Source organism: Vibrio sp. 14G-20 (genome assembly GCF_026241515.1).
In the GTDB taxonomy this organism is placed as follows: Bacteria; Pseudomonadota; Gammaproteobacteria; order Enterobacterales; family Vibrionaceae; genus Vibrio.
The window spans coordinates 75,756-94,924 of record NZ_JAPHPW010000010.1 but is presented as its reverse complement, the minus strand read 5'-3'; the positions used below and the strand labels follow the sequence as shown (position 1 = coordinate 94,924).

Genomic DNA, 19,169 nt, shown 5'->3' with positions numbered 1-19,169 from the left:
CACAAGCAGATTCATATATAACAAGATGTATTAGCTTGCATCATATCAACACTGTATAGGTCGCCGTATTATAAGATTATATCTTTGTTCTATAAGGGCCTTACGGTGAAGCTAATTGCAAATGGCATAAATAACGAATATATCTTAAACGTACTCCCTCCTCATGAGGTAGAAGTTGAGGAGGTGCTAGCCGCTATAGCATACGGTGATCTTAGCGGCGGGGAACGCTTACTTAATACTTGTTTAGAAAACAAATATCAGCTGAAGATTTGGATGCGGTATGACCACACTGTACCCGTAAATCCACGATTTCTTGAAAAAATGCTCAACCACCTAAAGGATGGAATTTACTGTCAACTCATCCCAGATGCACTCCACTCAAAAGTACTATGGTTCAAGGGGCATGGTGCCTACATCGGCTCAGCAAATCTTACAGATCGAGCATGGCACACTAACATTGAAGCTGGTGTTTTTCTCACAGAGGAAGATTTATACAGTTCTGGAATGTATGAACAGCTTGAAGAATTCTTTAGAAATTTAGAAAACTTGGAACAATCCTTCTCTCTTACTAAAGAAATTATCAAAGAACAACGTTCATTAAATTCAAAGCGACACCGAGAGCTAAACGCATTAGACAACGATTTAGAAACAAAACGTAGTCAGCCCAAATGGGGGGGGCTATCGTTTATCGACGCAAAATCAGCAGTAGACAAACGTAAGGAGTCATTCGGTAGAGAATGGAGCGCTGCAATCGAATATATGAGATACATTGAGTCTCATATTAATGACTTTCGTCCTAACTGGATTGATATAGAAACCCCGACATTTTGGCAAGTTGATCAATTTCTGCACGCATACTATTACAACCAAGTCCGAGAAGGCTCTTCGTATCCTTTTGAACAAATGCACTATTGTTACAAAGCAAACCCACAAGCACGTTTAATGGAAATGTTACGGTGGTGGCAAGCATTAAAAACACCACCTTCTGATGAAAATATAAACCTCGAAGTAAACGCAGTTCTAATTCGCCAAAGCTTAGCTAGATCTAAGATTCGTTCATTAGATAAGCATGATCTCGGAGGGGTCCTTTCAGCTACCCATGCAACGCGAAACCATTACTCAAAACTTAGTCCTTCAGCGCTAGGTAGTACCAACAATAAAAGTTTAACAATGGCTGAGCGCTTACCTCTATTCACTGAGAAAATGAGTAATATGACCAATAAGAAAGGTCAATCGATACCGGAGCTTCTCTACTATGTTTTGTACAGTGGTAAGCCTGAGAATCTTTGGGAAAGAATCTATGAGGCTGCTACAAATCCAGAGCTAAAAATAGAACACTACGGAATTTACTCTATTGCAGAAGTTGCAGGTTGGGCAATGCCTGAACACACACCCCCAAGAAATGGGCGCACAAATAAAGCTCTAAGAGCTCTAGGGTATCCTGTTCAAGTAGATATGTGATGAGTTAATTATTGGTTGTGCTTTATCTAATAGTATTTATCTAGCTGGATTCTACTTCAGTATTAACCAGACAAACACTCAACATCAACACCTCTCTCCACCGTGATGTTGATGTGGTTAAAGTACCTCCAACCACTAAAATAAATGCATACAGATTCAGTGCGCAAATGAGATGTTAGATAGTATTTAGATTGTAAGCTGCTGTTATAATGCGCGAATACTATAAACCATACTAATTGTAAGTAATTGGTATGCGAGACTAATTGATTAACCTCACGAGGAGGCTGAATGGCGAACGACCAAGCACCGGAGCAAGATGCGAAACCTGACCCACAAGACTTAAAAGGTATTTTTGAAGTACCAGAAAATAGACGGTACTGGTTAATACGTTCAGATTCAGGTAAGTACTATGACCACTTTACAAGACATGGCATAGTTGCATTAGCTCATCTAAATAAGTTGAATCTTGATGAGTGTGATATTGGGGAGTTTACCCCTGATGTAAACGAACTTAGGGATAGCTATTTAAAGCTCGTTGACCAAAAAAATAAACGAGCTAAAACGAAAGCTTATACACAACTCAATCAGGCTAAACGCTTCATCTATGAGATGGAAGTGGGTGACTGGGTTATTACTGTAGGTAAGGTTGGGATCCGCTATGGCGTTATTACTAGCGCTCCATACATCAATCATGAACCATTAGTCATTGAATATGATGATGGCGAGCGCGAAGTAAAAATGACTAAACACCTTCGTCGAGATATGAATTGGGGCCCTAGTATCCGTAGAAAAAACCTACCATTTGGACTTTCTCAAGCATTACGTGCGCGACAAACAGTAATTAGCCTAGATGATCATTGGCAGGCTCTTCATCACTCTATATACCCTGCATTCAAAGCTAATGGAGACTTATACTTATCAATTAAGATTGCCTCAGAAAAGGCCATCAACAACTATTCTGTCATGAGCCTGCTTAGGTTAATGAACGAAATAGAAGTCATCGGTAAAGAGTTCAATGATGACTTTGATGTTGAAAAGTTTGATGAAACGTTCGAAAAGTATCGAGAGAACGATGAACTTACCGTTACTACCAAGGCACAGTTTCACTCTCCGGGTGACATCTGGACAGTTATGTCTAGTGCAGTAGAGCAATACCAATGGATAGCTCCTACATTTGTAGCTTATAGCATGATCTTTGGTAATAAGTTAATGGGTATTGATGGCCTTCTTGACTTGGATACACGCCACAAGATTCGTGATGTAATCTTGGAGCGAATAAAGGTCAACAAGGCAGATAAAGAACTTGAAAAACTAGAGTTACAGATGCCAAAAGCAAATACTGATGCGCTTGAAGTCCCTGCTAAACGTATTATCAAAGATAAAAAATAAGGTCACTTATTGTAGTTATTGCTTAATACCTTCTACGAATCATAGACTTTGCGAGCTACATAGCTCGCAATAACTTATCGATTTCTTGCGCAGGTTGCTGACGTTATTAACTAAAGGTACCCAAATACGGTTTACAATAGCTATTTGGCGACCAAATCATACTGAGCTTTCACACGCTGTACTGTCGATGCCGAGACTTCCGCTAGATTAGCTGTTTTGCGGATAGAGTGACCATCAGCAAGAAATGCAAGTATCTGTTCATGCTTCCCTTCCATCTTCCCAGAGTTAGCTCTACGACCACTGAAAGCTTGATTCCAACCACCTGATTCTCGTAATGCTCTTCTGCCTGCTTCTGCAGAAGCCAAGCGAGTTTCACGCTCTGCCGCTGCCATAGCCGTTATCATTGTGATTTGAACATTAGTTATCATGTCCTTCATCGTGTCACTTACATACTCGAATGTTAGTGATTGATTAAGTGTTTTAATGATTACTCCTCGACTGAGCAGTATACGCATTACACTCTCTGCATCCTCATAATTACGCCCTATACGGTCTACCCACCAGACAATAAGAGTATCACCTTCACGAAGCCCTAAAACTGGATCTATCAACCTAGAAAGCACTGTTCTTTCTGCTGCGGGCACAGTACCGCTAATACCATGTTCTTCTGGCATAATTTGAGCATCAGGGTAATGCTTTTTGATATCGATTTGTTGTGAAGCGATATGTTGGTCTTTAGTCGATACTCTTAAGTAAGCAAATTCTCTCATAACTGTATTCTTTTAGTTTGTGTATTCAAATTAAGATATTCAAAATCAAATTACCAACCTAAAGAACACACCATTAAACACAACCATGATGCTGGTGGATGTGATCATTAGGTACTAGTCAAATGAATACACTTAAACTACGCATCTAAGGACGATAAAATACAGCTCAATTAATGAGCAATCAATTGATACTAAAACATAGATAACTCCGATTTTTATTAAACATTGGTAAATTTAAATTGAGAACTAGACCACAGGTCAAGCGTGTTAATTCAACTTGTCAATACAAATATTTAGGTGTTTTGGTGATGCAAATCACATTGCCCACCCAAAACCCACCAATCCAGTTCAAATAATAAACAGTCAGGCATAGTGGCTCTTTCCCTATTAGAAAAAATAGCTATAGTGCCTACACAAACGTTGAGGCGGGCCCCTCTCTCCGTAATCATTATTTTAACGATTATTATGGAGCACCTATGTATTACAACGAGATTCAACAGACAGCTGTACCTGTCAGCAAAACCTTTAACCCAGCAGTTCATGAACAAAGCAGAAGCTTTTTGGTTCACGACTTTTCTTTCATCCCAAGAAGTGCAAAGAAAGGTAGAACTAATACTGCTACTGAACTCGTAATGGAGTTTCTTGAAATAGCAGAGCAGCACGAGCAGCTATCACCAAAGACACTGATGCAATACCGAAGTCATTTACAGTTATTCTTGGATATCTGGCCATTGGATGATTTAAACGAATTGGATCGTGAAAATGCTGAGATGGTGCTTCGCCTACTGTACAAGATGCCCAAAAACCCTAGTAAGAACCGAGCTCTGGCGCGCTATAAGGGAATTGATCTTTTAAAACAAAATAATATAGTTGGCGGTGAAGTAATTAGCCGTAGAACTGTTCAGAAGATTATCAGCCTGCTATCTACCTTTTTTAATTGGGTGAAGTCTCGCGGCTACGTAAGCGAAAACCCTTTCTATCGTCTAAAGGTGCGCAAGGCTCTATCTACAGACAAAAGATACCAACTAAGCAGCGATGATTTGACTCTAGTCTTCAATATGAAAGACTATCAAAAAGGCAGCTTTCTTCATTCCTACTATTACTGGTTACCACTGCTGCTAAGATTTACTGGGGCAAGACTAAACGAGCTGTGTCAGCTTTATAAGGCAGATTTGGTTCTTCAGGACGATATATGGGGCTTATCATTTACTACTCGCAGTGATGAACAGCGCATCAAAAACTGCAATTCAATTAGGTTCGTTCCACTGCATCCAGCTTTATTATCTAGAGGCTTTGTTGAGTTCGTTCAATCTAGAAATTCTGATCGTGTTTTTTCAGAGCTGCCATTGGTCAATGGATACTACTCGCACAATGCTTCCAAGTGGTTTGCACGTAGACGTAGTCAGTTAGGGCTTGGCAAAGGGAGAGATGCGCATTCATTTCGACACACATTCGTTGATGATTTAAAACAGAATGGAGTGGCAATTGAGCTAATCCAAGAGCTAGTGGGGCACAGTAGCAACACTGTAACTACGAATGTTTACAGTCGCTCTTACAGACCGCAAATGTTATTGACTGCCATTACTAAAATAAGTGATGCACATGTTTCCAACATACAACCTTACAAAAACTAGTTAAGGCTTACCTGTTCAACTCCTAATGGGAGTTGAACAGGCGTCCAAATAGGGAGTTGAACTGAGCTGATTTTTCCTTTGACTATTTTCTTAAAACCAGACTAATTTAGGTGTAGTTTCCAAATTTGAAGCTCAAGTGTAGATGTACTAAAATGAGGTACTAAACAACAGAATTCAAGCTTCAACAACCCAACAAAATTGCTGTTACTACAAGTATTTAGTTACTTTTGATGGACGCTCCCGCCAGCTCCACCAAACGTTTGGAAAGGGCGGTAACTCATTGAGTTATCGCCCTTTTTGTATTTATACATCTAATTTTAGCCGTTTTGTACTGAACGTAGGTACTAAACGCGCTATCTTTCACTCTCGGTAAAAGGTACCTGGCACTTTCGCTTTCAAGCCCCTTCTCGCTTTCAACACACCGTCAAAACAGTAAATAAATCAAACGTAGCCTCCGCACATCCGACTTGAATAATGCTAAAGTAAGTGCATTATCATGAGAGTTAGAGTTAGAGTTAGAAACCAGATAAACCATGTCCGAAGGCTTACCTACATTTGATCTTTGATCTCATAAGCAAACAATGGACAGCATCCACCCTTATGTAGTTTTAGTCTCACTCAACTACTCGGATGCAGTATCTACAGGCAGTCTAATGAAGGCTGATACCCATGTCCTTGGACTCCATCTTCAAAACCAAGGGCTTTATAGCCTTTCTCTCGCTTTTTAAACATTCGTTGTAGCATTGGCAATTTAGTATCTACGTAGTCAATCACCTTAACTTCGGTTTTACCTTGATATTGCCTTTGAATTCGCCCTACATACTGTATTAACGAGCCTTTCCACGATACAGGTAACGCTAAAATCAATGTATCTAGTCTCGATAAATCAAACCCTTCACCGACAAATTTTCCTGTGGCAACAAGTACCTGAGCTGAATCGAGCTGATCCATTACTTGTCTCAGAGACTTTTTCTTCATAGCTCCAACGAGTAGCTGAGCTTGAACCCCCTCCTCAACCAAAGCATTATAGATAGTGCCAGCATGCTCTCTTCGTTCAGTCAAAATGATAGGAACTCGACCTTTCAAGATTTCAGATTGAGTATCAGATAAGATTTGCTTGTTTCTCTCTGGGTTCTCCATAAGCCAACGATAGACTTCTGATATATGTGGCTTTGATTCATCATTAGTGAGAGCAAGCGGTGGGACATACGCTAGCTTTCTACAATGCAGTATATGTTGGAATTGAAATGCTTTATCAACCTTGATCGTGTGTCTCACCCTACCCAATTGCATAAAAATAATGGGTTGATGCCCATCTCTACGTTCTAAAGTCGCGCTTACCCCATAGACATATTTCGCATGAGCCTCTGACAACACGCGTTCATATTGCGGTGCAGATAAATGATGGCATTCATCAACAATAATCTGACCATACTCCTGAATTATTGGGTTTACAGTATTATCACTTCGGCTTATCAGGCTTTGATAGGTAGCAATATCGACTTGAGTTGTTGGCTTTTTCCTTGCTCCAGTATAAATACCGATATCAATGCCGTCAGAGAAGGCTGTTAGACGATCCTTCCATTGGTCAGCGAGTTGCTTGCTATGCACTAAAATCAGTGTATTAACTTTGCGTTGAGCTATCAGACCGATAGCCGTCACCGTCTTACCGAAAGCAGTTGGAGCATGTAGCACACCACAATCAAACTTAAGCAAGGAGTCCACTGCTTTTTGCTGTGATTGTCGTAACTCACCTTGAAAGTTAGCTAACTCCAACTTCAGCCCATCCATTCTTTTATCAACGAGATGTACCTTGATATGCAGATCCGCCAAGATTTCCTGTACATCATCAAGGCTGCCTCTAGGTAAGCTTAAATAGCCATTATCTAACTCCGCTAAGCATATAAAGCGAGCTATACCATTAGTTGAAAGACGCATGCCCTGCGCTTTAAAAAACTTGGGGTTAGAAAATGATGCTAACTTTTTGAGTCTAGCGACTAATGGATTAGGAAGCTCTGAGAGAGGTAAATAAATGCGGTTTGCCAATACTACGGTTACGTTTGACGGACACCCATCAATGCCCGATGTTGGCAATACGTTACGTTCCCATGGCTTCAAGTCACTAACGTCTGGTTGTTTAGCTTTTTTCTCTATAGCCGATATCAGCTTTTCAAGTTTAGATACTGGTACTTTCTGAACTGATTTTAGTGCCAACCATTGATCGGCATAGGGTTGACCAAAACGATCCAAAAACACTGAGTTTTGATTAGCCCTTGCTTGTTTTTGTAAAGGTAAGGCTATTAGATTGCCGATACCGCCAGTAGGCAGAACATCCTGATTAGGGAAGAGTCGGTCATAAGAATCAAAAGCTAATGCACTATGGATTTGCATCGCTTTGTCTAAGAGAAGAAAACCTAATTCTCTTGCGTCCTTTGCTGATGTTGCTGATTCAAAGAAAACCCAGACATGCGCTCCTTTACCTGAACGAGAACGCTCCCACAAACAATCCAGATCATAAAGCTCACACGCTTCAACATACTCTTGAGATGCCTGAAGCCAGTCGCTTTTATCAAAATCTATGGCTAATAAGAAACATGAATTGTCAGGCTGTATCGGATATAATCCAATGACCTCAGCGCCAGTTAAGTGACGATAGATCGCATCTCTATCCAGAGGTTTAAAAGCCTGATTCAAGCACTCTAAACACTTTACCTTCGGCTTTTCACATACCCCTTGCTGCCATTCATTGGAGCAAGCTATTGAGTAACCATTTCGACCTGCCGAGTTTTGCCAACGAATAGCGTAACAGTGGTGATTTCCTCGGAAGTAACTTTGAAATAGTTCGATTTTCTGTCCTGGAGTTAACAGGGTTTGCTCTGGATTCACAGTACTAGACAGTAACTCATTTCGTCTTTTCTCAAGCTGAGATAGCTCGGATTTCAACTGTTCAATTCTTTGATTTACTGACTCAAGCTCATCCATGCTAAATATCATCCTGTATATAGATAAATCAAAGCCAAGGGCTTTGATTGTTCTACTTTATTCCCTAGTAGAGCGACTCTTGGTTTTATCCCAATAAAGGTATAATGTTAATAATATACCCTAGTAGGGATAGTGCTGCTTGAATCCCTTGTGAAAAGTAAGCATCAATAACCGTAAGGAATAACGAATTGTGATTTATAGTCCACAGCAACTCGCTAATAGTTTACTGCTAATACGACAAAAAAATAAATGGACTCAGTCCGAAGTGGCAAAGAGAGTCGGCATAAAGCAAGCTACCATTTCTAACTTTGAAAATAGACCAGATAAAGCCACGCTCTCTACCATGTTTAAATCATTCAAGCTCTAGATCAAACGCTTTATGTTGAAACGAAAAACTTTGATAAATATAAAAACATTATCGATGAAGAAGATTGGTGATACTCACTAAACCTGTACTCTATGAGCTAGTTCTACAAACTAAGTCTCCACATAAAACAATCAATCTTATAGGAACATAAAGCTTTAGTACCGCACTTTAGAGTGGGAAAATAGTGTGATGTCTTTATACCAAAATCAGTTCGAAAATCTTCAAAACCTATTCAAATCATCACCTTTCCAAATCGCTAAAATAATAATGATTACTTTAGGTTACAAGAACATCTAAAACTTAGATTTGTGAGTAGTTACAGTTACACAGTTTGAAATTTGGCACCTTTATGAGTAAAATAGTACGCATAAATATCTGGAGATAGTTATGGAATCACTCACTATACAAGCTTGCATACTGGAGCAATGGATTGATATAGCTCACGTTACCTTCCCTAAGAGTAATGAAGGCAACTTCATAATCACAGAAGTTCATTACCTAAACGAATACGCTGTAGAAAACTTCGAGAAAGATGACAACCATGCCGTTTCACTTAATCACCCTGTTAATTTCTACTTTGACGATAAAGGGCGCTCGGGGTGGCTGAGGTTTCTCGATGACATAATGCCGAGTGGAGCGAGCAGACGTTACTGGGTCAAGCAACTTGATATTGGAGATCTAGCTATTGACCAGCAAGATTTCATCCTTTTGAAGTATGGAACTATCTCTCCAGTTGGTAATTTGAGAATAAAGGAATCATTACCAAAGCGGACTCAAAAATCAGATTCACTGTCCTTTGCCCTTGATGATGTAATAGATAGAGCTAGTGATTTCTTAGATTACGCACAAGAAAGGGGAGCTGCTGCTGGAGGTGCCACTGGTGCTGGAGGGGAAGCTCCAAAACTACTACTGCGTTACTCCAAGAAGGGGCGGATCTGGATTGACAGCTATCAAGATGACGTTACTAATCAAGATTTACATTATCTAGTAAAATATCCGCGAGGCTCTAAAGGGAGAACGGACAGCAATATTTTACGAGCTGAATATTATTACTATTATGAGTTAACTAGCATGGGAGTCGATACTATTCCAATAGAATCGATGCGATTAGAAGAAGGTGAAAATTACCCTTCTCTCTGGTTACCAAGGTTTGATATCTATTTAGATGACAAGCAAAATATGCAGCGCTATTCCATGGAGTCGGTTTACTCAATTTTGAATAAAGGACCAGGTAGTCTTCTTGATCATGAAGATACTATTAGACAACTGATTGATAAAATCATAAATAGTCATATGGTTACTGAACAGGGCTATCAGTTTAACATCCAAGAATTTGTTATTGAATGGGTAAAAAGGGACTTGCTCAATATCATATTTGGCAACAGCGATAACCATGGAAGAAACACTTCTTTCATCAAAAAAGAAGGTTTTATCAAACTTGCTCCCGTCTATGATTTTGCTCCAATGAAAGCAGACCCTGAAGGGATACCTAGAGCTACCAAGTGGAAATCACCTTTAGAGGTAGGAGGTGAGTATGATTTTGACGGTATCGCAACTTCACTGTCAGATTTAGTTCCCAAAGAGACCCTATTAAAAGAACTTAAAGCACTTGCACAAAACTGTCTTACTTTAAAAGAAAGGTTAGAAGAAAGAGGAACACCAAAGCAGATTTTGGATATGCCTGGTATAGGTATGGATTTCATTGCGACAAAACTTGGTAAATGGGGGCTGATATGAGTTCTAACACCGACAGTTTAAACCGATTAGATCGGCTTTATCTAAACACTTCGGCAGAATCTGTGCATGATGCAATCTCCCGACTTCGTTTGAATAAAGAACACTTAAGTACAGCAATTACAATACAAAAAGAGCATGCTCAAACCTCGATTGATCAGATTGAAAAAGTGGCAAAGCGTACGCCTAAAAACGTACAACCAATATCAGTATCAGAAAGAAAATATAAGATAAATAGAGTTATTAGATCGTTGCTCATAGGCGAAAGAACACAAGGTCAGGCTCTTAAAGAACTTAGAATAAACGTATTAGGAGTCAAACAGGATACTTTTGCCAAAATGGTTGGTGTTTCTAGAAAAACCATATCTGAGATCGAGAACGACCGAGGTACTTTCAAAACGGATATTCTAGATAAGGCTTTCAAACCTTTCGGGCTAAAAGTAGGGCTAGTACCAGTGTCGACTAGTCTACTAAATTCCGCACTTAACAGTCATGATGAGGAAATGTTGAGATAGAAGCAAAGCTTAACGTTTTGATATTACTATTCAGTAAGGCTGTATGAGTACTTTCTGTTACATTAACAACCAAAAACAGATCGGGTGAATAGTTTTGGTTACATAACTTGTTTTTGACAATTCTATGTGCTGCTTTTATCAATCACGTATAAAAGCTCCTCTAACATAAATCACTTAGAATATTTTGAATATATAAAGCCTTTAAAGTCGAACCAGAATACATAAAGGACGGCTGTTCAGTTCCCTTTTAAGCAGGATTTTTATGTAACATGCTAAGTAACATAAAATTAGAGTTAACACTCCAAGAGCCTTGCTGGTATGGGATGGACATATGCCCAACTCCCGCCAAATGTTAGGAAAGAGTTGGCCCTTTTTGTTTGTCTGAACCTTACACATTAGAAGATAAAGCTCTTTATAACAAACACTTACCTAACAACATCAACATCAAAAACAGACTCTCAACAAAAAGCCACGCATCCCATTAATGAAATGTGTGGCTGTTTAGAACTGTTCTGATACGAACTTAGATAAGTTTAGGGGTTACTCCATATCACCTAACAAGTAATCTTCATCACTACTCACTACCGCACCATGTTTCAGGAAGTTCTTGCCTAGGATCATGCTGTATTCGAAGCGAGAGCGGTCTTGAAGGTTTACCCTCACCTCTTTCTCTAGGTCTCCGAGCTTAACCTTCATTTCTACTACAGGGCGAATGTTCACCTTCTCGCCTTTCTTGGCTTTAATGCGCATTACATCAATCACTGGCTTGGTGAAATCTTGCTTATCACCTTGGTTGTTTTGATAAGTAAAGCTCACCATGTCTTGGCCGTCTTTCTTAAATCGTTTGATGTTGACTGCGTTCATTGAGCTTACATCCGCGCCAGTGTCGAGCTTGGCCGGAAACTTCATGCCGTTCACTTCAACGACTTCGATGTGCCCAACTTTAAACAGTGGTTCGGCTTTCAGAAGGTAATCAGAACGTGTATTAACGTAAACGCCTTCTTTTGCCATCTTCTTACCTAAAATAAAGTACGCTTCTTTCTCATTCGTATTGAGCACGTCGATGGCAAACTCTTGCGTACGCACTTTTCCAGACACCGCAAACTCACCACTTACAACCGGACGAGTATCATCCCCGACTTTAAGCTTCTTAATAATTGGCTTGGTCACCTTCTGCTTCTCACCATTTACATCCGTAAGATAAAATTCAACGGAAGCATCTTTGCCTTTACCTGTCATTTCAAAACTGTCGACCTTCAACAAAGGCGTATTGACAGTGAAGGAAGCCACGGCCTTAAGCGGGAAGTCATCTAGGGTGATGTCCTCTTCCGGCGAGATAATCATAGGCTCACCAGACTCAGCCACATCACTAAAGTTCTCTGAACCTTCTGATAAAATATTCTCAGCACTGGTGTCAATCATGAAGAGTTCGCTGGCGGTGCTTGTACCAAACCTCAACTGTGACTCACTGCTAGAACGGTCACGTAAATACACCAGAACGTCTTTGGTTGTGTTTTCATCGAGTTGGACTGGTACATATACCAGAGGTCTCTTTTTACCACTCACGCTTAACATACGAACTAATGGCAGTGTCATCTCTTTCTGCTTACCATCGTTGTCGAACATATCAAACGTCACTTCTTTGTTCTTTTTGTCTATGTCGATGTCTTTTGCATGCAAAATGCTGTAGCGGTTCTTTAAAGAGAAAGTCGCATTCATCGCCATTCCAGAGATAGAAACCACTTCTTTACGGCCAACCACCGTTGCGTTCTCTTGCTCTTGTAAGTAGTCGTAGCCCGCAAACACCAGTGCGTTATCCGCAAGGAAGGTTTTGCCGATCAATACTGGCGCAGAGAAGTGACTTCTGTCAGTCAGGTTAACATCGGTTTTTAATTCTTGATCCGCAATGGTGAGCGACATTTTTACGGTAGGACGAAGTAAAGGCGTGCTGCTAGTGCGGCTGCGTATCATGCTGACACGCTCTAAAGGCGCTTCGATTAATACCATGTCTCCCGTGCGTGGGTTTTGAACCTTAAAAGACACCACAGCCTCATATTTCGCAAAAGTGCTGCCATCCCAATCATCGTAATCAACATCGGAATTATTCAACAGGTCTTCGGTTAACGCCGCCATCAACTCTCTGTCTTTGAGGTTTTGGTAGTCAGCATTAGAGCTCTTCACATGAATGTCTTCAGCATGCATAGAAGTGGTTTCCGCACCAGTATCAATTTTACCAATGAAAGGAACGTCTTTTAACCCTTGAACGCTAGATAGGTACACGTTCTCAGTGCGGCCTAATACCGCCTTACCATCGAGTTCGTAAGTCGGATTTTGAGTGGTATGTGAAGTATCAATAGCCAAAGTGTATTGTGAAAAAAGTAGAGTGCTTAAAAGAGTTAGAGCCAAAGGTATCTTTTTCATTAGTTGGTCCGTTATGATCAGTTCACTAATAATACTGGCGTTTCAGCGAAGAGTTCCCCCACCAGCAATGGTTCTCACATAACGTTAACGCTATGAGTTTTTTAATGACAAACCGATGACTTTGCGCTGCATTCGCTTATCGATTATTGACTAATGGATACCCAATAACCTTTTCAATGCTCGGTGTTCTATTGAAGAAATGAATACAAAAAAGGCCAACTACGAGCGCTGACCTTAGCTATTCAAAACACACCTGAAGCGAGTTTAACTTGCTAAAACACAAACGGTTCTAGATAAACATAGCACTAAAAAGTCCCTACTGTTTTCTTTGCGCAGACAGCCCGAGCTTTTTCTGCGTCCTCACCTTTATTTTTGAGATAGCACTGTCGATAAGATTCGACGTAGCGCTCAAATAACACCTTGGCTTCAGGTTGTGGTTTAGAGAGCAGTTGGTTAACAAACTTTCTTGAGCCGACCTCAAAATGCTGAGTATCGATCGGGCTATTCCAATCCCCTCCCCAGATCATAAATCCGTGATGGGCAAACAGCTCCACCACATCTTCTGCCATGCCGCGGCGTTCAATTTCATCACGAGCGCGAAAGCGAGTACGGTTCACATAGCTTGTTGCAGATTGTGAAGGCTTTACCGTGATTTTTCCGGTGCTATCGAACTCTAAGAAAGGGTTTTGAACTGGGTTGATGTCTATCGCCACACCATACGCATGTTTCGACCAACCTCCTCCGCCTGTAATAGGACGAGCGTTAAACGCACTGCTGTTGTTCGCGTCCATTGAGGCGTTATCGTCACCTCTGAATTCACGCATAAGGCGAGCAGAATGAAGAGGAAAATAGCGCAGTTTGAGCTCTGAAAAGATTTGTTCAACAGCAGGTGCAACCACATCAAGCACGATCATATTGCCCTGTTGCGTTTCCCCTTTGAAATTAATGAAATCGAAATCTACTTTGGATAGTCGCTCACAACCAATAGGCGCCCCACTGCTCAAGACATTATTCTTTTTCATCATGTCGCATTGCCATTGAGATATAGGGGCAACTTGGGCATAACTCGCAGCACTAAGCACAGTGGCCAGCAAGCCGACAATAAAACGTTTCATATCAAAGACTCAAAAATAGTAAGAGTGAAAAGTAGCAGGAGTTGGAAAGTAACATATTAAGCCAAGTGGAGCGCACGCTTTGTTAGCGCGTTTTGTTCCAATAAACAATCTCTCGAACTCGTCCATTCTGGTCGACATCCGCTTCTCCACCAACATCAAAAGGCTCTGGTAAGGTCGATAATTGCGGAGCGTAATAGGCAACTAACATAAGTACGAACGCATCATAGATATCGTCTATCGCGACCTCTTTACGTTTAGTGTTTGAAATGGCCAACGACAAGCCTTCACACCATTGAGGGGCGAGTTGCTGAATAATAGAAAGCCGTTCCTCTTTGCCTTCTTGAGTTCTTTTAGAAAACGTCAATGGTTCGCCTTTCAAAGCTGCAAACACCACCTCAGGATGTGATTCCCTGATAGAAAGATTGGGATGAGTTTCAATGAGCTCATCAAGCTCACGGATCTTGGGCACAATTCCCCAAGTCTGTTTAGAAAACTTCTTATCAAGCTGCTCCACATTGGCACTGCACGCCGCAACGTAATCGGTTTGGTAAACCGCCTCTCGACACGGAACAGGAAACACGGAGGAACCACGCTTGCTGGTTAGAAAACGTCTTGCCGCTTTATCGCATAGTCTATCTGGAGTCAGTGAATCGCTAAAACCAATCGGCATATCGATTAACGTCGTCGAACCTGCAAGTTCATCGACTAACTCATCGAGCGTGTTTACCACTTTGAACGTAGGTGGCTCATTGCCAGAGACAATCCAAGCGATCCAACCCGCCTTGCAGCCATCAATTCCGGTGTATTTCATTATGTTCTCGATGATTATTTTGTTGAGGGTTATTTGGGATAACTAGCCCACTTAATGATCAGTGCCACTCACTAATCAGCAGTCTGCTTTTTACACCACGTACCTGCAAGCCCATTGCATCGAACACCTCTTCAAAGTCTCGACACTGCGCTGGTATGTTAGGTAACGAAAGCGCGGCTTCTGAAAAGAATTGTTGTTCAAAATAAGCCGAATCGTTCCAAGCGAGTTGCCACCACTCTAGAATCCTCGACTTAGACGAGCGCAGCTTTTCAGCCGTAGGAACTTTGTCACTTTTACTTAAGTTCTCTTTGCTTGTAGTAGGAAAGAGGTTCCACTTATCGTTGTTTGGCCAGTAAGCGAAAGGCAAACAGTGATCAACGTGATACTCATTTTTTAATGATTTTCCACTCCATACGCTAACAATGTCGGCACGATAAGATCTAAGTTGCTCGACACGTTTACGCACATCGCGAGTATCATGGTTTTGATCTATCCATACCAAGCAGTCGTGATAAGTCTGTAGTGAGATACTTCGCTGTCGGTTCAACTCGAAACGCTGCATCTCCATGACCCATTGATTCACCACCAGTGGTTCAATCCAAGAGTGGTAGATTCTAAAGCACTCCCATAAGCTTTCATCGAGAGTGAAATAACCAAAGCTTTCTAAGAACTCACTATCAATGACCAGTGATTCTCGGCTCTTCCGTCGTTTGTGAGGTGGGTATATATCGAATAGTCGGTTGTCTTTCGAGCCTTGATAAATGAAAGTCACAGGTCCTGATTTAATGGTGCTGATCGTTTGTGAAAATAGCTTTTGTAGAGCCTTAGCTTCATCGCCGAGAAACATAGCGCCTATCGCTAGATCATCAGCACTTAAGTGTTTGAGTTTATTCCACCCATCCTCTTTTACAAACCCAAGTCCCTTCGTTGTGTTGCTATTTTGCTGAATCCCGACGCCTTCTATGTCGATATCAATCAAACGCTTAAACTGTCTTACCCAATACAGAGCAACCAAGCCCACTGGTAGAGAAATTTTCCCATCAGTTCGATCAATCACAGCGCCTGAATGAGCATCAGCAATTCTCAGTAGAGTTCTCAACAAAGCCAACTTGTATGTGGCCGACTTGTTGTCATTCACAATAATGTGGCGCACCTTGTTCAAATCACCGGAGCCATCGTCTGGCAATGTCATCACCACGGTTTGCCACCACACTTCACTGCGGTTCAATGTGTCTTGGCTATCATCGACATGACGAACCAACAAGGCGCTGTTTTTTGATAAACGCTCGAGCTCTTCAATCGAGACTTCATAGCCTTGTCGACTGTCTTGAAACTCCCCATGACGCAGAGTGATCACCAACTTGCCATTTGGAGCTAGTAAGTTAGACAACTTTCTAAATGCACGCTCTCGATGAGACGGAGCGAGATGCATCCAAACCGCACTGACCAATATCAAGTCAAAACGCATTCCGAGGTTTTCAGTGCGGCTAAGCGAGGGAAGTGAATCATCAATCCAGGTAACACTTGGGCCTGTATATTTCGAGCCTTGTTCGCGTAATGAAACACTTGGTTCCATCGCAATAACATCAGCTCCGGCCTTGTGCATCCACAGCGCATCACGACCGCATCCAGCACCGACATCTAGTACTTTATCGCCCTCTAGAGGCCAATAAGCCTTCCAGCTTTTATGCACTGTCTCGAACGCCACTGAATTGTACTGTTCACAAAGTATGTGAGCATTTTTATCGTAAAAAGGAATCGATGAGGACATATGCGCTATTGGGGTAAGGAGTCTATCTCAATAGTAATGGGGAGCTTAGGCGATTGCTAGCAGCTCATGCAAGTTCAGCCACACCGAGCAATATTTATCGTTAGTGACTGTTTTATATTAATATCCACCTAATGAGCTCATCAGGAGAGTCACATCTCGAATCAGTCTCATCAGAAAAACAAAAACAAAAACAAACAAGGTGCAAGATGACGTGCGAACAGAGATAATTGTTTGAAGATGATTAACTCGCCTCAAGCACCTAGCCGATAAAGACTAATGAACACATACTCGCACATAGACATCCCATTCAACCTGCGCCACACCTGTTGGTTTTGTGGTGAACCTTCCAGTAACCTTGTTGAATTCCCTAAGACAGCTCAGGCTGTTGCCAAGATTGGCCATTCACCGATAGCACTGCCGGCTTGTAATGAGTGTGCGAGTGTTAGGTATGCAAAAGATCTAACTTCGATTTGGGCGGTGCGCGATCAGATAAAACACGCACTCATCGACAAGTACGCTAAGCACTTAGGCATAGGTGAGAACTGGACGGAGCAAGAGCTTATTGATTCTGATTTTTCAGGTTCGACACTTGGCGGGTTTGGGCGCAGTGCTTGGAAGATGTATCAAATCGCCAAGCAACGAGTCGACTATCAAGGTTGGCCTTTATCGGTTGATGAGATTGTAATCGAGGTCTACGACGAAACCAGTGGCTTTGAATTTGAAGGCACTCGTTATGCTTCAATCCATTCTTGTATCGACTATTTCACCAAGGCAGCAGGCGTAGACAAAGAACTGCTCTCGGAGCTGGTCAATATTGTTTCATCAGAAAGATTTAGCTACGCACTGAGAATTGCGAAGCTGAATAAGAATGTCTCGAATACCAAGCGCTTGGCGATCATCGACGAGGTGCTGCAGCAAGAGTCTGAGCAACAAGAGATATTGCTTGAACAAGCTAACTCACTGTTTAACCCAAATGTTGAAGAAGTCAGCATTTCAGGTTCGACGGCTCCAGTGTTCGCTATTCAATGGGCAATGATGAATAACGTTAAAGATTTAGCTCACCTTTGTTCACTCGAAGATGATTATTTTGACTATTTCGAACACTTAGGTGGCCCTGCGGCTTTCATGTCTTATAACGGCCTACAGCTCTATTTGGAATCACGCCAAGATCCTGAATGGGTAGAAAAGTCGGATCCAAATAAACAATATTGGTGATCATTAGCCATTACTGGTGAACACGTGTAAGCTCGATAACTGTGTCAAACACCTATTGTTAGTCCTTGTTTTATATAAAGATCTAAAAATAGCCCCCTATCACAGTTAATTGTTGCAATTCGGTTAAATAGAGTGAAAACTTCAAGCATCTAAAACTATTTAATCACTGCCACCTGCGGTGAGTAAGGAGTGAATTGTGCTTGCTGTTCTTCGTATTATTTTGGCTACGGTGTTTATTATTTTCACCACTCTATGTGCTTTTGTTTACTGCTTGTTTAGCCCCAAGAACCCCAAGCATGTGTACGTTTTCTGTCGTTGGTTCAACCAGCTACAAAAGATCGTCGGTGTAAAACTGGTGCAGCGCGGCCTATGCAATGCACCGACATCAGAAAAAAGCGTCTACATTTCTAACCACCAAAGCATATTGGATTTTGTGACTGACCCAGGAATGCTAAGGCCTCGTACCGTTTCTTTAGGCAAACGTGATTTGTTGTATGTGCCTTTCTTTGGGCTGCTGTATTGGGTCACCGGTAACATTCTGATTAATCGTGAAGATAAATCCAAAGCACGCGATACCATCAAGCAAGTGGCAGAAGCGATCCATCAGAGAAATCTGTCTGTTTGGGTTTACCCTGAAGGAACCCGAAGTAAAGGGCGTGGACTACTGCCATTCAAAACGGGCGCTTTCCGGATGGCGATTGAAGCCGGCGTACCTATTACCCCAATGTGTACCAGCACCACGCACAATAAGATTGACCTCAACCGAATTAATAATGGCATTGTGATCACCGAGATGCTGGAACCTATCGATGTGACTGGGTACAAGCTCAGCGACGCAAGAGAGTTAGCGAATCGCTGTCATGCATTGATGGCCGAAAAAATTGCACAGTTAGATGCTGAAGTCGCTCGTATGGAAGCGCAACAAAACCCAGAGTTGGATTCACAAGATACATAGTACCGATGATTAGATATCACTCCCCCTAA

At 41.6% G+C, this 19,169-nt stretch carries 13 protein-coding genes and 1 pseudogene; 8 read left to right on the top strand and 6 right to left on the bottom strand.

Annotated features, from left to right (window positions below; translation table 11 throughout):
* Positions 1 to 105 precede the first annotated feature (105 nt).
* Positions 106 to 1,461, top strand: a complete 1,356-nt coding sequence (locus OQJ75_RS11295) for a phospholipase D-like domain-containing protein (protein ID WP_265970862.1) — start codon at positions 106 to 108, stop codon at positions 1,459 to 1,461.
* A 288-nt stretch (positions 1,462 to 1,749) separates the two neighbouring features.
* Positions 1,750 to 2,850, top strand: a complete 1,101-nt coding sequence (locus OQJ75_RS11290; protein ID WP_265970861.1) for a hypothetical protein — start codon at positions 1,750 to 1,752, stop codon at positions 2,848 to 2,850.
* A 140-nt stretch (positions 2,851 to 2,990) separates the two neighbouring features.
* Here the strand turns inward: OQJ75_RS11290 and OQJ75_RS11285 are convergent, their stop codons facing one another.
* Positions 2,991 to 3,620, bottom strand: a complete 630-nt coding sequence (locus OQJ75_RS11285; RefSeq protein ID WP_265970860.1) for a recombinase family protein — start codon at positions 3,618 to 3,620, stop codon at positions 2,991 to 2,993.
* Between the two features lie 476 nt (positions 3,621 to 4,096).
* On the opposite strand from OQJ75_RS11285, the gene OQJ75_RS11280 reads away from it, so the two are divergent.
* Positions 4,097 to 5,254 (top strand): site-specific integrase, encoded by a 1,158-nt coding sequence (locus OQJ75_RS11280; RefSeq protein WP_265970859.1) that lies wholly within the window; start codon positions 4,097 to 4,099, stop codon positions 5,252 to 5,254.
* A gap of 639 nt (positions 5,255 to 5,893) precedes the next feature.
* Here the strand turns inward: OQJ75_RS11280 and OQJ75_RS11275 are convergent.
* Positions 5,894 to 8,236: a TOTE conflict system archaeo-eukaryotic primase domain-containing protein gene (locus OQJ75_RS11275; RefSeq protein ID WP_265970858.1), complete on the bottom strand. Its 2,343-nt coding sequence runs from the start codon at positions 8,234 to 8,236 to the stop codon at positions 5,894 to 5,896.
* A gap of 190 nt (positions 8,237 to 8,426) precedes the next feature.
* Here OQJ75_RS11275 and hipB point away from each other — a divergent pair.
* From hipB to OQJ75_RS11260, 3 genes and pseudogenes are all read left to right on the top strand, one after another.
* A pseudogene (gene hipB / locus OQJ75_RS11270) lies at positions 8,427 to 8,674 on the top strand (type II toxin-antitoxin system antitoxin HipB).
* Positions 8,675 to 8,990: 316 nt separating this feature from the next.
* Positions 8,991 to 10,340, top strand: coding sequence for a type II toxin-antitoxin system HipA family toxin (locus OQJ75_RS11265; protein ID WP_265970857.1), 1,350 nt, complete (start codon positions 8,991 to 8,993; stop codon positions 10,338 to 10,340).
* Positions 10,337 to 10,852, top strand: a complete 516-nt coding sequence (locus OQJ75_RS11260; protein WP_265970856.1) for a helix-turn-helix transcriptional regulator — start codon at positions 10,337 to 10,339, stop codon at positions 10,850 to 10,852. The genes OQJ75_RS11265 and OQJ75_RS11260 overlap by 4 nt, the downstream gene beginning before the upstream one ends.
* A 540-nt stretch (positions 10,853 to 11,392) precedes the next feature.
* On the opposite strand, the gene OQJ75_RS11255 is transcribed toward OQJ75_RS11260, so the two are convergent.
* The 4 genes from OQJ75_RS11255 to OQJ75_RS11240 all read right to left on the bottom strand — a co-directional run bounded on the left by OQJ75_RS11255 (position 11,393) and on the right by OQJ75_RS11240 (position 16,970).
* On the bottom strand, positions 11,393 to 13,273 hold the full coding sequence (locus tag OQJ75_RS11255; protein WP_265970855.1) for an ATP-dependent zinc protease: 1,881 nt from the start codon (positions 13,271 to 13,273) through the stop codon (positions 11,393 to 11,395).
* A gap of 305 nt (positions 13,274 to 13,578) precedes the next feature.
* Complete coding sequence (locus tag OQJ75_RS11250) at positions 13,579 to 14,388, bottom strand: M15 family metallopeptidase (RefSeq protein WP_265970854.1); 810 nt, start codon at positions 14,386 to 14,388, stop codon at positions 13,579 to 13,581.
* Positions 14,389 to 14,470: 82 nt separating this feature from the next.
* On the bottom strand, positions 14,471 to 15,199 hold the full coding sequence (locus OQJ75_RS11245; protein ID WP_265970853.1) for a DUF429 domain-containing protein: 729 nt from the start codon (positions 15,197 to 15,199) through the stop codon (positions 14,471 to 14,473).
* A 58-nt stretch (positions 15,200 to 15,257) separates the two neighbouring features.
* Positions 15,258 to 16,970: a class I SAM-dependent methyltransferase gene (locus OQJ75_RS11240; RefSeq protein WP_265970852.1), complete on the bottom strand. Its 1,713-nt coding sequence runs from the start codon at positions 16,968 to 16,970 to the stop codon at positions 15,258 to 15,260.
* A 276-nt stretch (positions 16,971 to 17,246) separates the two neighbouring features.
* Between OQJ75_RS11240 and OQJ75_RS11235 the strand changes: the two genes are divergently transcribed.
* Positions 17,247 to 18,185, top strand: a complete 939-nt coding sequence (locus tag OQJ75_RS11235; RefSeq protein ID WP_265970851.1) for a hypothetical protein — start codon at positions 17,247 to 17,249, stop codon at positions 18,183 to 18,185.
* Between the two features lie 196 nt (positions 18,186 to 18,381).
* On the top strand, positions 18,382 to 19,140 hold the full coding sequence (locus tag OQJ75_RS11230; protein ID WP_265970850.1) for a 1-acylglycerol-3-phosphate O-acyltransferase: 759 nt from the start codon (positions 18,382 to 18,384) through the stop codon (positions 19,138 to 19,140).
* Positions 19,141 to 19,169: the final 29 nt, after the last annotated feature.